Annotated in this window: 24 protein-coding genes; 4 read left to right on the top strand and 20 right to left on the bottom strand. The window is 71.5% G+C overall.

Annotated features, from left to right (window positions below; genetic code table 11):
• Window positions 1-59: 59 nt before the first annotated feature.
• Together AB0C75_RS03300 and AB0C75_RS03295 are read right to left on the bottom strand one after the other, a co-directional pair.
• Complete coding sequence (locus tag AB0C75_RS03300; RefSeq protein ID WP_362886567.1) at window positions 60-227, bottom strand: hypothetical protein; 168 nt, start codon at window positions 225-227, stop codon at window positions 60-62.
• Window positions 227-571, bottom strand: a complete 345-nt coding sequence (locus AB0C75_RS03295; RefSeq protein ID WP_362886565.1) for a hypothetical protein — start codon at window positions 569-571, stop codon at window positions 227-229. The genes AB0C75_RS03300 and AB0C75_RS03295 overlap by 1 nt, the downstream gene beginning before the upstream one ends.
• A gap of 136 nt (window positions 572-707) precedes the next feature.
• Here AB0C75_RS03295 and AB0C75_RS03290 point away from each other — a divergent pair, with 136 nt between their 5' ends.
• Complete coding sequence (locus AB0C75_RS03290) at window positions 708-962, top strand: hypothetical protein (protein ID WP_362886563.1); 255 nt, start codon at window positions 708-710, stop codon at window positions 960-962.
• 401 nt (window positions 963-1,363) lie between these two features.
• A complete protein-coding gene (locus AB0C75_RS03285) occupies window positions 1,364-1,579 on the top strand; it encodes a hypothetical protein (protein WP_362886562.1) in 216 nt (71 codons plus the stop codon).
• Window positions 1,580-1,582: 3 nt separating this feature from the next.
• Here AB0C75_RS03285 and AB0C75_RS03280 read toward each other — a convergent pair whose 3' ends face one another.
• The 18 genes from AB0C75_RS03280 to AB0C75_RS03195 all read right to left on the bottom strand — a co-directional run bounded on the left by AB0C75_RS03280 (window position 1,583) and on the right by AB0C75_RS03195 (window position 9,884).
• Entirely contained in the window at window positions 1,583-2,302 is a 720-nt protein-coding gene (locus tag AB0C75_RS03280) for a DNA methyltransferase (protein ID WP_362886560.1), read from the bottom strand.
• A gap of 115 nt (window positions 2,303-2,417) precedes the next feature.
• Entirely contained in the window at window positions 2,418-3,164 is a 747-nt protein-coding gene (locus AB0C75_RS03275; protein ID WP_362886558.1) for a hypothetical protein, read from the bottom strand.
• Between the two features lie 25 nt (window positions 3,165-3,189).
• Window positions 3,190-3,504 (bottom strand): hypothetical protein, encoded by a 315-nt coding sequence (locus tag AB0C75_RS03270; protein ID WP_362886556.1) that lies wholly within the window; start codon window positions 3,502-3,504, stop codon window positions 3,190-3,192.
• Window positions 3,501-3,869: a hypothetical protein gene (locus AB0C75_RS03265; protein WP_362886554.1), complete on the bottom strand. Its 369-nt coding sequence runs from the start codon at window positions 3,867-3,869 to the stop codon at window positions 3,501-3,503. The genes AB0C75_RS03270 and AB0C75_RS03265 overlap by 4 nt, the downstream gene beginning before the upstream one ends.
• Window positions 3,866-4,198, bottom strand: coding sequence for a hypothetical protein (locus tag AB0C75_RS03260; protein WP_362886552.1), 333 nt, complete (start codon window positions 4,196-4,198; stop codon window positions 3,866-3,868). Before AB0C75_RS03260 ends, AB0C75_RS03265 begins: the two co-directional genes overlap by 4 nt.
• Complete coding sequence (locus tag AB0C75_RS03255) at window positions 4,195-4,413, bottom strand: hypothetical protein (RefSeq protein WP_362886551.1); 219 nt, start codon at window positions 4,411-4,413, stop codon at window positions 4,195-4,197. Before AB0C75_RS03255 ends, AB0C75_RS03260 begins: the two co-directional genes overlap by 4 nt.
• On the bottom strand, window positions 4,410-4,727 hold the full coding sequence (locus AB0C75_RS03250) for a hypothetical protein (RefSeq protein ID WP_362886549.1): 318 nt from the start codon (window positions 4,725-4,727) through the stop codon (window positions 4,410-4,412). Before AB0C75_RS03250 ends, AB0C75_RS03255 begins: the two co-directional genes overlap by 4 nt.
• Complete coding sequence (locus AB0C75_RS03245; protein WP_362886547.1) at window positions 4,724-6,184, bottom strand: hypothetical protein; 1,461 nt, start codon at window positions 6,182-6,184, stop codon at window positions 4,724-4,726. The genes AB0C75_RS03250 and AB0C75_RS03245 overlap by 4 nt, the downstream gene beginning before the upstream one ends.
• 176 nt (window positions 6,185-6,360) lie before the next feature.
• A complete protein-coding gene (locus tag AB0C75_RS03240) occupies window positions 6,361-6,801 on the bottom strand; it encodes a hypothetical protein (protein WP_362886546.1) in 441 nt (146 codons plus the stop codon).
• Window positions 6,798-7,004 (bottom strand): hypothetical protein, encoded by a 207-nt coding sequence (locus tag AB0C75_RS03235; protein ID WP_362886544.1) that lies wholly within the window; start codon window positions 7,002-7,004, stop codon window positions 6,798-6,800. Before AB0C75_RS03235 ends, AB0C75_RS03240 begins: the two co-directional genes overlap by 4 nt.
• Entirely contained in the window at window positions 7,001-7,243 is a 243-nt protein-coding gene (locus tag AB0C75_RS03230; RefSeq protein WP_362886543.1) for a hypothetical protein, read from the bottom strand. The genes AB0C75_RS03235 and AB0C75_RS03230 overlap by 4 nt, the downstream gene beginning before the upstream one ends.
• A complete protein-coding gene (locus AB0C75_RS03225; RefSeq protein WP_362886541.1) occupies window positions 7,236-7,541 on the bottom strand; it encodes a hypothetical protein in 306 nt (101 codons plus the stop codon). The genes AB0C75_RS03230 and AB0C75_RS03225 overlap by 8 nt, the downstream gene beginning before the upstream one ends.
• A 127-nt stretch (window positions 7,542-7,668) precedes the next feature.
• Window positions 7,669-8,295 (bottom strand): hypothetical protein, encoded by a 627-nt coding sequence (locus AB0C75_RS03220; protein WP_362886539.1) that lies wholly within the window; start codon window positions 8,293-8,295, stop codon window positions 7,669-7,671.
• Window positions 8,292-8,690, bottom strand: a complete 399-nt coding sequence (locus AB0C75_RS03215; protein ID WP_362886537.1) for a helix-turn-helix transcriptional regulator — start codon at window positions 8,688-8,690, stop codon at window positions 8,292-8,294. Before AB0C75_RS03215 ends, AB0C75_RS03220 begins: the two co-directional genes overlap by 4 nt.
• Window positions 8,687-9,037: a phiSA1p31-related protein gene (locus AB0C75_RS03210; RefSeq protein WP_362886535.1), complete on the bottom strand. Its 351-nt coding sequence runs from the start codon at window positions 9,035-9,037 to the stop codon at window positions 8,687-8,689. The genes AB0C75_RS03215 and AB0C75_RS03210 overlap by 4 nt, the downstream gene beginning before the upstream one ends.
• Window positions 9,034-9,354, bottom strand: a complete 321-nt coding sequence (locus AB0C75_RS03205) for a hypothetical protein (RefSeq protein WP_362886533.1) — start codon at window positions 9,352-9,354, stop codon at window positions 9,034-9,036. Before AB0C75_RS03205 ends, AB0C75_RS03210 begins: the two co-directional genes overlap by 4 nt.
• Before the next feature lie 90 nt (window positions 9,355-9,444).
• Window positions 9,445-9,654, bottom strand: coding sequence for a DNA-binding protein (locus AB0C75_RS03200; RefSeq protein ID WP_362886531.1), 210 nt, complete (start codon window positions 9,652-9,654; stop codon window positions 9,445-9,447).
• Window positions 9,651-9,884, bottom strand: coding sequence for a helix-turn-helix transcriptional regulator (locus tag AB0C75_RS03195; protein ID WP_362886529.1), 234 nt, complete (start codon window positions 9,882-9,884; stop codon window positions 9,651-9,653). Before AB0C75_RS03195 ends, AB0C75_RS03200 begins: the two co-directional genes overlap by 4 nt.
• Window positions 9,885-10,232: 348 nt before the next feature.
• On the opposite strand from AB0C75_RS03195, the gene AB0C75_RS03190 reads away from it, so the two are divergent.
• Together AB0C75_RS03190 and AB0C75_RS03185 are read left to right on the top strand one after the other, a co-directional pair.
• On the top strand, window positions 10,233-10,472 hold the full coding sequence (locus AB0C75_RS03190; protein WP_362886527.1) for a hypothetical protein: 240 nt from the start codon (window positions 10,233-10,235) through the stop codon (window positions 10,470-10,472).
• 109 nt (window positions 10,473-10,581) lie between these two features.
• A complete protein-coding gene (locus AB0C75_RS03185; RefSeq protein WP_362886525.1) occupies window positions 10,582-11,775 on the top strand; it encodes a site-specific integrase in 1,194 nt (397 codons plus the stop codon).
• Window positions 11,776-11,800 lie beyond the last annotated feature (25 nt).

Raw genomic sequence — 11,800 nt, 5'->3', positions numbered from 1 at the left:
GTCCCCTTTCCGGGGCCGGAGACCGCCCCGTGGTGCGGGGCGGCCGGCGGGTCAGGGGGTCAGCGGGCGCCGGCGGCGTTGTTGCCGTTGGTGAGGGCCGAGCCGAGTTGTGTGCGGGTGTCCGCGGTGGACGGGCGGGGGCCCTGTGCGGCGGCGGTCTGTCCCCGGCGGTAGGCGTCGGCGGCGGCGGCCGGACTGGTGCTCGGCAGCGGTTCGCGCTTGGCCATCAGACGGTCTTCGCGGCGGACCGCAGCGAGATGGCCCACTCCCCGCGGGTCCGGGCACCGTCCCAGAGCTCGGCGGAGAGGGCGCTCATCGCCCGGCGGGCGGCGTGCTGGGCAACGGCCTGCGGGTAGCCACTGAGGACCCGCTGGTCGGCGCGGGCGAGCGTGCGGCCCCAGCCGGTGATGGTGAGGTCGTCGCCGGGACGGCTCTTGCTGAGTTGGTCGGCGGCCGAGAGGAGCAGCTGCGCGGCGAGGCTCGGCAGGGCCATGAGCTCCTGCAGGCGGGCGTCCAGGGTGGCGCGGGCTGCCGGTACGGCAGAGGCGCGGATACGATCGGTCACGGTCATCTCTCCTGGTGGTTCAGGTGGATGGCTGGCCCCGGCCAATGGCGTTGCGAGCGCCGGCCGGGGCCGTGTTCGTTGCAGGCCCCACCGTAGGGAACCTGCTTTACAGTGTCAACAAGGTTAGGGCAGGATGACGCCTATGCCGGACAAGAAGGAGCCGGAAGAGTCGGACGAGGGAGAGCTGGTGAACCTGTCACAGCTGGCTGCGGAGCTCGGCGTCACGCGCCAGTGGCTGCACAGCCTTCGGACTAAGGACCCGGCGTTTCCCCCGTCCCGTCGACGGCCAGGCAGCACACGGGAGTTCTGGGACCTCGCCGAGGCGCGCGCCTACTACAAGGGGCGCGAGCTGCGCCCTGGCGAACGAACAGACCTCAAGCCACCGGCCGAGCAGTAACACATGCAGCTGCGCCCCTCCCAGGAGCATTGGGAGGGGCGCAGTCGTCTCTGCAGCCTACGTCCGGGTGCAGCCGGGCCTACGCCTCTGGCCACTGATCGTGGTTGTGCCCGCAGGTCGCTGGCCGAATGCACTTCCGACAGTGCCTACACTCAACGTGAATCGTGCCCCCTGCCATGGGACCGCCGCAGTCGGCGCAGCGCTTCGTGGGCTGCGCGTCGGGCTGGTTAACGTCGTCCATTGGACTCCTACCTGTTGTTCGCGGCTTGCCCGCGCCACCTAGGAGTGACATGTGACGGCGGCGGAAGGTTGCACCCAGCAGTCATGAGCCCCCACCCGACCGGGTGGGGGCTCGCTGCCGTGCGGATGCGGTACTTGTCGAGGTCGCGCAGGCTCGGACCATGTCCGCACTGCCAGTGGTCGTCTATCCGCCGTCACCGAGCGGCGGCCGCCGCGTGCGGGTGGACGGAACGATTCTCGGGCTGGCCACCTCGCTTCGGGATGTGGCCGAGTTTCTGCGCCGTGCGGGCATGGACGACATCGAGGAGAGCGACGTGCGGCAGTCCGGGCTGATCGACTGGCGCGGGGGCGGACCGGACGCGTGGTCCGCCCCGTGACGTTCAAGCCACGGCGGCCAGGCGCCCCTCCGCTCCTGCCGCGTACACGGCGGACTGCTCGATGCCGACGAAGCGGCGGCCTTCCTGCAAGGCGGCGACCCCGGTGGTACCCGACCCGGTGAACGGGTCCAGGACGGTGCCGCCCTCGGGGGCAATGCGGACCAGCTGACGCATGACGTCCACCGGCTTCTGCGTGATGTGAATCCGGGATCTCCCGCGCGGCTGTGATCCCTCGAGCCAGCCGGGCAGATAGATCGTCGGGGTGTGCCGCAGCGGATCCCCACGGCTACCCCAGAGCACGTACTCGCACTCGCGCCGGAACCCGTTCTTGACCGGGCGACTGATCGGCTTGCGCCACGGAACGATGCCGCGCCACGTCCAGCCCGCCGCCTGCAGCGCGTCGCTCGTCGCCGGGAGCTGCGCCCAGTCGGTGAACACCAGGCTGCTGCCGCCGGAGCGGGTGAGGCGGTAGCAGTCGGCGAGGACCAGGCCGAGCCAGTGGGTGTACGAGCGCTGGTCGCGGCTGTCGCCGTCGAAGTCCGGTAGGGCGTGCTGCGCGTCACCGGAGACGTACTTGCCCCGGGCCCCCTGCGCCCTGCGCTCGGCGTTGGTCCGCCCTCCGGAGTTGTACGGCGGGTCACAGATGACGGCGTCCACGGTGATGTCGAGCGTGGGGAGCAGGGTCAGGGCGTCGCCCTGGTGCAGCGTCCAGTCGTCGGGCATGTCGTCTCTCCTGTCGCGGGTCGCGTACGCCGTCCATCCGGCGAGCGAGTCGATGCGTCAAAACGATCATGCACTCGAACGGGCATTCGATACAGCAGCCAGGTAGCTGCCTCGGTCAGGCAGCGGTACGCCGGGCCTGCTCGTGGGCAGCCTGCATCAGCAGAGCGGTGCGGACGAGACCGGGCATGACGACGGCGCGGTGGTCGGCGTACTGCTCGCGGGTCAGGCGTACGGAGCAGACGGTGCAGCTGATGTGGAGCTCGTCCTCCCGCTCCTGCAGGGCGAACCCGGAGCAGCCGGGGCACGGGGCGTCCATGGGGCGGCTGCCCGGCCGGGTGTGCGTGAGTCGGCGGATCCGGTGCACCGTCTCCTCGAGCTGTTCGTACATGGCGTGGGCCCACGGCTGACGGGCGGCGTACGGGAGGTAGGCCTGCAGCCACGCGCACCAGGCCGGCACATCGGCGCCGCGCCGCGCCCACGGTCCGGTGCACGGCTGGATCCTCACCGTGCCGTGGGCGTCCCGGTGGACGGACGGGAGCTCGCTGGCGATGTACCGGGCCCACCCGTACAGCAGCGGCTCGAGCGGCACACCACCGGTCTGGTCGCCGTGCGCGTCCACCCACGGCACGACGTGCCCGGGGCCGAGGAGATCCAGGACCCGGAGGTCGACGGGGAGCGGCGAATGGGCGCGGCCGCCGCCGCCGCGCTGCGCCGGACCGGAGCCCGGGCGCAGCAGGTCCTGCAGGAGCGGGAGGTGCTGGGGGATCTCCCGCAGCCACGTGTGCAGCCGGTACTGGCAGGCGTCGCACAGGTAGTGCTCGGCGGGGGCGTGGCCGTGGCAGATGCTGCAGGTGGTGTCCATGGGCGTGCTCCGGTCGTGCGGTGGGTCAGGAAGTGTGAGGTGCGGCGGCCGGAGCTCCGGCCGCGCGACGCTTGAGGTAGGCCCTGAAGTCAGCGACGGCCTGCGCGTCGCCGGGACTCAGCTGGACGCCAGGGTTGTTGCCGCAGCGCGGGCCGCCCCTTCGCGGGCGGCGCGGTGCGTGGGCGGGGCAGAGGTCGGCGCCAGCACCGCCGGCGGCCCATCCGGCGCGGGCGGCGACCGCGTACGCTTCGGCCTCCGTACGCGCCCCGGTGTGAAGCAGCGCCGCGCAGATGCCGTACGGGACGGAGCGGTCGCAGCTCACGACGATGCCGAGGCTCACGGCCGCTCCTCGGCGGCAACGTCGCCTCCGGACACGGCCGGGCCCTGCGCCTCCCCGGCCCAGTCCGCGATGGTCGGCGTGCCGGGGATCGTCTCCCCGTACTGGGTGCAGCCGCCGCACATCCCGCCGATCACGGGAGCCTCCGGGTGCCGTACGCACGGCTGGTCGGCCGGCGCCTGGTCGGCCCACTCGATGCGGGCCCCGTGGTAGCCGCCACGCAGCAGGTCCTCGAGGGAGGTGGCGATGGTGGCGAAGCCGTACTCCGGGTCGTCCAGGACGAAGACGCGCCCGGAGGGGAAGGCTGCGCCATCGAGGGCGGGGCCGCTGCGGGGATGGAGACGGAAGCCTCGGGTGAACTCGCTCATGACTGCTGCTCCTTGGTGCACTGGTCGGGGTGGTGGAGGTCGCCGCGGGTGAGGAACCCGTCCTCGCAGCACCAGCTGCTCCACGGCTCGGTGACGTCGGCGGCCTCGAGCTCGGCGAGGACCTGCTGCTGCGCCTGGCGGTGCCGCTCCTGCAGGCGTGCCGCGGACAGCCGTACGTACGAGGCGCCCTCGGCACAGAAGCCGGCGAGGAGCAGGCAGCCGACCGCGCCGATCCAGACCTGGCCAGCCGCGACGTAGGCGCAACCCATGGTCACGAACACCAAGGCGGCCAGGCCGAGCGCAACGCAGCGGAGTCGGGCGGATATCACGGGTTCCTCTTTTCGGTGGTGGTCGGAGGGGGTGGCCATGGGTGCTTGGCCCGGCTACCGAGGCGCCATCCGTCCAAGCCCTCGAGGAGCTCCTGGACGTGGTCGGCCGCCTCGGGGTCCGGGCGCGTGCGACGAGCGCCGCCGTAGGAGCCGTCCGGGAACTCCTCCCGGCGGGCGGCCAGCCGCGCGAGGATCTCGGCGTCCTCCCGGATCACGGCTGCCACCGCTGGGGCGCCGGCCGGACACCCGCACGGGTGCGCTGCCCCGAACTGCTACGCCTCGGCGGTGGCGAGATGCACGTCGCGTGATGGGGCATCGCCTGCCACTCACCGGGGCGCGTGTCTGGGCGGGCCGCGGTGATGCTGCGGACGTACAGCACGCCGTCCGGCCCCTGCATGACGGCGAGGTTCCCCTTGGCGCTGGGCTCGGCATCCACGGGCTGGCGCTTCCCGTTCGCCGTGGTGAGGGCCCAGCAGATCCGGGCGCTGCAGCGACGGCAGATGGTGATGTGGGCGGTGCTTGGCTTCATGCTGGGTTCCCTCCGGGGTGATCGATCGCGGCGAGGTGGGGCAGGACCAGGGCGTGGCCGTAGAGGTAGGTGGCCCGGGCGCGGCCGTACTCGGCGACGGCCCGGCGGATGACGTCCGGCGTCGCGGCCGCCCGCAGCTCCTGCAGCTGCTCGCGGGTCAGCTCCGGCGGCGGTGAAGCGTCGGGGGCCGGGGCCGGCCGGGGCACCCAGTCCGTCACCACCGCCCGCACAGGCCGCTCCTCCGGTACCGGCCGCTGCTGCTGCGCTCCGTCCGGTCCGGTGGCGTTGGCGGAGGCCAGCTGGTCGACGGTGCAGACGGGGCAGGGGGCGCCGGTGTGCCAGGTGAACCCGGACTCGCAGCTGTCGAGGTAGCAGCCGCCGCGGACGAGGGCGGCGCCGAGGAGCCACCGGCCGACGTCTCCGCCCCGCGGGGCCTCGGTTGTTGCGTAGCGCAGGCGCAGGCGGTCGGTGAGGCGTTTCTCGCCGGTTCCGGCGCAGAGCTGGCGGCCGATCTCCTGGCCAATGCGCCGCATGACGTAGGTGCTGATCTCAGGCAGGTGGTGACGTACGGGCTCGAGGACCCGCCAGACACGGGGCGACAGCTGCAGTCCCGGCCCGGAGTACGGCGTGCCGCCGCTGGTGTTGCTGCGCTTTTCGTCGTGACCCGCAGCGCGGAACGTCGTCGGAAGCGAGTTATCCACAGGGCGGCCCCGGTAACTACCCGCGGTTCGCCTCCGGCGGATCCCCCCACCCACCCGCTCTTTTGTCACCAGTCGGTCAGTCGTGTGGTCTTCCTTAGACGGGGATCCGTCAGCTGTGCGGGGAGCCGATCCGTCATGTGTGTCAGGAGACGCGGCAGGCTCGAAGAGGGCCTCCTGCACGGGCTCGGCGATCTCTGGGACGGTGTGGAGCGGGCGCTGGTGCGCCTCGTAGGCGTGGCGGCCGCGCGGGCCCTGGCGGCGGTGCACGGTGACCCAGCCGAGGTCCTCGAGGGAATCCACCAGCCGCATCACCTGACGCTCGCCGAGCCGTTCGCCGGCACTCTCGCCGTACTGGTGGCGCACGACGTCCTGCAGGTCCGAGAGGGCCAGCGGGATACGGCGGGCCTGGGCGTAGCTGATCGCGGCATACAAACGCAGCTGGCGGGGCGTGAGGGACGTCGCGGCGCGGCCGGGGAGCCATACGAACAGCTCCTCGTCGGTATCCACAGGGCGGACGCTGCGGTGTGCGGACTCTCCGTCGCCGTCGCGGGACGTCTTGCGGACCGTCACCACTTCGGCGATGCCGTCCGTGCCCGCAGTGTTGAGCTGGGTCAGCGACCGTTCGACGGCCGTCTTCGACAGGCTCAGATACTCGGCGAGGGTGCCGACTCGGGCACGGCACCCTTCGGGGCGCATACCGAGAGCTGCGATCTTGATGTAGACGCTCAGGGCGGCATCGCCGTACTGAGCGCCCACAACCAGGCGCAGAGGAACACAGACACGAAGACCACCGCCGGCGGGCCGTGCCGAGGCCGCGGGCTGCGGCGGGCACGGCGCAGCAGCAGCCGGGGCTGCTGCGTGCGCGACGGCGGTGGTCAACGGGGTCTCCGGGTTGTCAGGCGGTGGGCTGGGTGGTCTGCTGCTGGGTCTTCTCAGGCATCGGTGTTCTCCCGGGCCGCGGCGGTGGACTTCTTGAGCAGGCGGGCCATGACGTGGTTGGGGATGGTGAGCACCAGGTCGGCCCGTTCGTACGAAGCGCCGGCGTTGGTCTGCCGGAGCCATCCGCGCTGGCGGAGCGTGGTCAGGGCGACCACGACCTGACCGGCATGGAGGCCGGTGTCGTGGACGAGGCCGACGAGGCGGGGCTGCCGTGCGATCTGGCCGGCGGCATCGGCGTGCGTGGCCAGGGCAATGGCCACGTACCGGGCGTTCGACGTCATGTTGGAGGCGAGGACGCCCCGCTCGTACAGAGCCCGGTAGGCGCTGCCGTGCGGTGCGGTGCCGGGGGCGGTGAGCCGCCGGTCGGCGGCCGACGAGGTCTTGCGGGCCATGTCCGCGGGGGACGGGCGGCGAGGTGCTGCAGCAGTGGTCATGTCGACTGCTCCGTTTCTGCATGTGGTTCGGTGTTGTCGAGCTGGTTGAGGTAGGACCCGGCGGGCCACCCCGGGCCCGGCTGTGGCTCGGGGAGGTTCTGCAGGGAGGCGGGGGTATGGAGGTCGCAGCGCCAGCCGCACGGGTAGAGCCGGGCGGGCCGCAGGGCGTGCGGCTGGCGTACGGACTCGCAGGCCTCGCTCACTCGGAGGCGAGGACGTGGCCGCAGTCGCTGCAGCGCAGGCCGTCGGCGGTCACGTCGTGTCGGGTCTGCATGTGGCCGCACCGGGGCTCGTCGCACTGGACCCAGAGGGACGAGTCCTGGGTGATGAGGCGCCGTACGGCATCCCCCGCCCGGCGGGCGCCCGCGATCGCCAGCAGCGACCCGGCCACCAGCCAGGACAGGACGACGATCACCGCGAGGTAGACAATCCACTCAGGCATCGGCCCTCACCACCGGCCGCCGCTCGACACGGAGCTCGGCTAGGGCGACGCCGTACGTGGCGCAGAGGCCCGAGCACCAGACGCGGTCCGGGTCGGTGGACCCGTATACCCCGGCGCGCACCCACCCCGCTGGCAGGTCGGCCTCGTCCAGGGTGTCCGCGACGGCTCCGCAGCGCGGCCTGGCGCAGGTGCCGGGGACCTCGGGGTGCAAGCCCAGGCGCGGGAGTTCTCCCGTCCCCTGTGCCTTGGAGCGCTTCCCCTTGGGCTTGATTGCGGCGTTGAATCCGGGAGCAGCCATCAGCTGTTCTCCTTGCGGTGGTGCGTGGTGTGGGTGAGGTGTCGGTCTGCGAGCCAGCCGGTGACGATCGCGGCTAGGTCCAGCAGGCCGAGGGCGATCAAGGCGAGGAGTAACCACGCCTCGCCGGTCACTCGTCGGCGTCCGGGTCGTACGCCGACGCGACCTCGAGCGGGGTCACGGTGTAGCCGGTGACGATGTGCTCGCCGTCCACGCGGACGTCCAGCTCGGCCACCGCCAGGGCGTCCCCCTCCTCGTCCACGCACCACTCGAAGAAGACCGCGACGGCCTCCGGGTATTCGCGGGAGACGAGGGCCTCGCAGTGCTGCTGAGCGGCCTCGGCTGTGGTGTACGTACCGGCCGCGATCGCGTCGTGCTCGGCCCGGTAGACCACGGTCGGTGCGGCCGGGACGTCGTCGAGGTGGACAAGGTGGCACAGGGCCGCGACCCACCAGGCGATCTCGGCCGGTTCGCCGTCGCAGACGGAGAGCTCGCCGAGCTCGTCCAGACCCTCAAGCAGCTGGGCGCCTGTCGGCTGCTCGCGCAGCGCCCGGGCCACAGCGACAAGGACCGTGCCCGGAGTGGACGTCGCCCCGGCCGGAGCCGCGGTGTCCTTCTCCGGTTCATCGTCAGCACCGGGGAGGCACAGCATCTGCTGCGCCTCGAGGGCCATGGCGAGCGGGGCGGCCAGGGTCGTGCCGCGCCTCTGCGCGGCGAGGATGACCTGGGACGCGGCGGAGATGTGGCGAAGGTTCACGAGGCCCTCCGGTCACGCTGGCCGGGCACTGGGAACGAGCCAGCGTGCAGGGCGGGGTGGAGGAAGCCGTACGACATGGCGACGGCAACGGCTTGGGCGCCCGTCCTGACGCCGAGACGTCGGTAGAGGTGACGGAGGTGCGTCTTCACGGTGCTCGGGGTGAGGCACATACGGCGGGCGGTCTCCTGGGCGAAGTCGCCGCGGGCGAGACCGATCAGGACACCGAGCTGCTGGTTCGTCAGCTGTACCGGGGCGTCGGGGAGAGGGATGGCGAGCGCTGCGCCGAGGGCGGCCTCGGTCAGGGCTGCAGCGTCTGCCGTAGCGATGGGAAGGTCCCGCTCCTCGGCGACGGCCAGGAGCTGGGTGCGGATCGCGGCCTGCAGGGGGTGCGTCATGCCGACCGCCCCCGCAGCTGGCCGAGGAGCGCGGCGAACGCGCGGGGCGTCGGGGTGGCCTTCTCGCCCTGCTCGTCTCCGCTGGTGCAGATGGGAGCCATCAGGGCGGCGCGGCGCTCGGCAACGGTCACGGGGCGGGGCGCCGCGATGAGCGGCCCGTACATCCAATAGACCTGCGACAGACGCTCCGGGGTGTGGCCCTCGGTCTGCATCAACGGCATGCCAGTGGTGTCGGTCTCGCCGGTCCAGGCCCACCGGGACCCGTCCGCGTCGATCCACGTCAGGGCCAGGTCAAAGGTGCACCCGGCGGCTTCGGCGGTCGCCTTGATCTCGGTGCTGATCGTCACGCGGCACCGCCCGTCTGGGTGGCCCAGGCTCGGACCTCGATGCCGTCGACGGTGACGAGGGCGCAGATGCGAGTGTCGGTGCCGGTGGCGGGGGTCTCGGTCACGGTCACGCCGTACTCGGCGGCGATCGCGTGGACCGGGGCCGGGTCGGGGTAGTGGAGGTCCCCGGCGTAGGTGTCGCCGCGCTCGCGCTGGCTGATGCAGTACGGAGCGACGCTGGTGAGCGAGGAGACGTGCCAGGTGGCGTTCGTCGCCTCCTGCTGCGCGGACCGCCAGGGCGTGGGCGCCGGGGCAGGGGCGGTAATCTCGGTAGTCACGGTGCCCTCGATTTCTGATGGTTGAGGTGTGCCGGTTGAGGGGCTGCTCTCGGACCAGGCCCGGTCCGGGGCGGCCCCGATTACGTGAGGTCAGGCGGCCTCGAGCAGGCGGACCAGCGACGCGGTCACGACGCGGTGGCTCTTGCCGAAGCGGAGAGTGCGTACGGGCGCGTTGCCGCACTTGACCAGGGCGTAGAGGTGGGCCCTGCTCACGCCGAGCGCCGTGGCGGCGGCGGGGACGTCGACGGTGGCCGGCCACGCCCTCACCTCGTCGAGCGTGGGCCCGAGGTCGCGGCTCATGCCGTGGCCCGTGCCGGGATGCCGGGCGGGGGCATCAGGTCGGCGGACTCGCACCTGAGTGCCTCGGCCAGCCGGGACAGCAGCGGAGCGGAGGCGCCAGCCGCGCCACGCTCAATCATGGATATGTGCGCCTTGGACACCTTGGCCTGCTTCGCCAGGGCTTCCTGCGTGAGCCCAGCCTCGATCCGGCGCCTGCGGATCTGCGCGGGGTCCTGGTAGTGAGCTTTCATGGCGGCCACAGTAGCCAGAAGTTCAAGAAAGTACAAGAAAGAATGAGCCGCAGGTCGCCCTAAAGGGCCGTTGCCTACCGCTCAGGAGGGTGGTGTCATAAAGTTCAGCGAAGTTTGACGACCCGCATTCCTGAGAGGACTCCCGTGGTGAGCGCGCCCCCACCCGCACCACCGCCCGAGGCCGAGATCATCCGGGTCGCCCGGCTGGCTCGAGGCCTAAGCCCAGAAGCGGCAGCGGAGCGCACACCTGTCCGCCTGGGGGGCGGCCGGTGGCGCCACATCGAGCAGGGGTACTCGCGGCGTGAGCCGTTCACTCCGACCAGCGCGCCGGCGAAAACGCTTGCCCACATGGCGAACGTCGTGGGCGTGGAGCCCGAGCAACTGGACGGCGCGGGGCGGGCGGACGCAGCGGAGATCCTCCGGGAGATCCACCGCCAGGAGGCGGCCGAGGAACAGCCGGCCTCAGGGCCCACCGACCCGCGTGTGCAGATGGCGGTGGACATCCTCATGGACCTGCCGCCGCGCGTACGGGACGAGGCTCTGCGCCGGCTCGGCCCGGAGCTCAGGAAGCGGATCGAGGAAGGCTGAGGGCCACCCCGAAGTCCCCGTGGCCACGCGAACTATCCGCGGCCGCGGGGACTTCGGCATAGACGGACAGCCGCGGCGGCAGACGCCCGGCCGGCAGGAGGGGAAGGCAATGCCAGAGATCAAGAAGGTCACGGCGAGAGGGAAGACCCGCTACCGGTTCGTGGTCGACATCGGCGTGGACCCTGCCACCAAGAAGCGACGTCAGCTCACGGTGACCAAGGACACCTCGACCGAGGCCAAGAACGAATTGGCGCGCATCCAGCATCAGCAGACGACCGGCCAGTTCGTGGCGCCGTCCAAGATGACGGTGGAGGAACTGGTCGACATCTGGCTCGCGATGGTGACGCCTGACGTGGAGGTGAAGACGGCGCGGTCGTACGTGGACGCGATGGCGTACGTGAAGACACGACTCGGCGCGACGGCTGTCCAGCAGCTGACCGAGGAGGACGTGACCGAGATGGTCACGTGGATGCTCACCAGCGCTCGCCGGATTGGCGGGAAGCCGGGCACGGGTCTCAGCGTCCGGACGGTGGACCTCACGCTGGGGCGCCTGCGTGCTGTGCTCATTCTCGGGATCCGCCGCAGCATCCTCACGCGGAACGTGGCCGAGTACGTCACCGTGCCGAAGGCGGCCCGGAAGGCGGCCCGCGCCAAGAAGCGTGAGAAGACGCCGTGGAACGAGGACGAGGTGAAGCAGTTCCTTGCCGGCATCCGGGGCGTCCGGGAGTACGGCGGGTGGATGCTGACGTTCATTGCCGAGCGCCCGGCCGAGGTGTGCGGTGCTCGCTGGGAAGAGGACATCGACCTGGAGAAGGGCACCACCACGATCGGCAACACGAGGACCCTGACGTACGACCCGTCACGTCCGCGCGGGGAGCGGTCGGTGGTGGTGGAGAAGGACGCCAAGTCCGAGGCTGGCGAGCGCGCCCTCCCCCTGCCCCTGCCCACGTGGGCAGGACTCAAAGCCTTCCGCAAGGTTCAGGTGGCCGAGCGGCTCGCAGCCGGAGAGGCGTACGAGGGCGCGGGCTACGTGATGGTGGACGCGCTGGGCCGTCCGTGGAAGACGGACAAGCTGCGCCGCGAGGCGTACAAGTTGATGGACGCGACCGGGGTCCGGCGAGTGACGCTCTACATGGCCCGGCACGCGGTGCTGTCGTGGATGGCGAACAACGGTGTGCCGGACACGGTGGTGTCGGCGTGGGCCGGCCACGCAGATCTGTCCTTCACGAAGCGGGTCTACGTGCACCCTGACCCGCAGTCACTCCGGGCTGGGTCGGAGAAGTTGAACGAGCTGCTCGGCTGATCAGGCGAGCAAGATCAACTAGGTG

Source organism: Streptomyces sp. NPDC048565 (assembly GCF_040650935.1).
GTDB lineage: Bacteria > Actinomycetota > Actinomycetes > Streptomycetales > Streptomycetaceae > Streptomyces.
The sequence above is the reverse complement of the archived record's forward strand: the minus strand, read 5'-3'. Positions and strand labels throughout refer to the sequence as shown.

Bases quoted from the DNA above. Each gene is read 5' to 3' on its own strand.
- AB0C75_RS03300 (WP_362886567.1), bottom strand. From the start codon at position 227: ATGGCCAAGCGCGAACCGCTGCCGAGCACCAGTCCGGCCGCCGCCGCC.
- AB0C75_RS03295 (WP_362886565.1), bottom strand. From the start codon at position 571: ATGACCGTGACCGATCGTATCCGCGCCTCTGCCGTACCGGCAGCCCGC.
- AB0C75_RS03290 (WP_362886563.1), top strand. From the start codon at position 708: ATGCCGGACAAGAAGGAGCCGGAAGAGTCGGACGAGGGAGAGCTGGTG.
- AB0C75_RS03285 (WP_362886562.1), top strand. From the start codon at position 1,364: ATGTCCGCACTGCCAGTGGTCGTCTATCCGCCGTCACCGAGCGGCGGC.
- AB0C75_RS03280 (WP_362886560.1), bottom strand. From the start codon at position 2,302: ATGCCCGACGACTGGACGCTGCACCAGGGCGACGCCCTGACCCTGCTC.
- AB0C75_RS03275 (WP_362886558.1), bottom strand. From the start codon at position 3,164: ATGGACACCACCTGCAGCATCTGCCACGGCCACGCCCCCGCCGAGCAC.
- AB0C75_RS03265 (WP_362886554.1), bottom strand. From the start codon at position 3,869: ATGAGCGAGTTCACCCGAGGCTTCCGTCTCCATCCCCGCAGCGGCCCC.
- AB0C75_RS03250 (WP_362886549.1), bottom strand. From the start codon at position 4,727: ATGAAGCCAAGCACCGCCCACATCACCATCTGCCGTCGCTGCAGCGCC.
- AB0C75_RS03240 (WP_362886546.1), bottom strand. From the start codon at position 6,801: ATGACCACTGCTGCAGCACCTCGCCGCCCGTCCCCCGCGGACATGGCC.
- AB0C75_RS03230 (WP_362886543.1), bottom strand. From the start codon at position 7,243: ATGCCTGAGTGGATTGTCTACCTCGCGGTGATCGTCGTCCTGTCCTGG.
- AB0C75_RS03225 (WP_362886541.1), bottom strand. From the start codon at position 7,541: ATGGCTGCTCCCGGATTCAACGCCGCAATCAAGCCCAAGGGGAAGCGC.
- AB0C75_RS03215 (WP_362886537.1), bottom strand. From the start codon at position 8,690: ATGACGCACCCCCTGCAGGCCGCGATCCGCACCCAGCTCCTGGCCGTC.
- AB0C75_RS03200 (WP_362886531.1), bottom strand. From the start codon at position 9,654: ATGAGCCGCGACCTCGGGCCCACGCTCGACGAGGTGAGGGCGTGGCCG.
- AB0C75_RS03195 (WP_362886529.1), bottom strand. From the start codon at position 9,884: ATGAAAGCTCACTACCAGGACCCCGCGCAGATCCGCAGGCGCCGGATC.
- AB0C75_RS03190 (WP_362886527.1), top strand. From the start codon at position 10,233: ATGGCGAACGTCGTGGGCGTGGAGCCCGAGCAACTGGACGGCGCGGGG.
- AB0C75_RS03185 (WP_362886525.1), top strand. From the start codon at position 10,582: ATGCCAGAGATCAAGAAGGTCACGGCGAGAGGGAAGACCCGCTACCGG.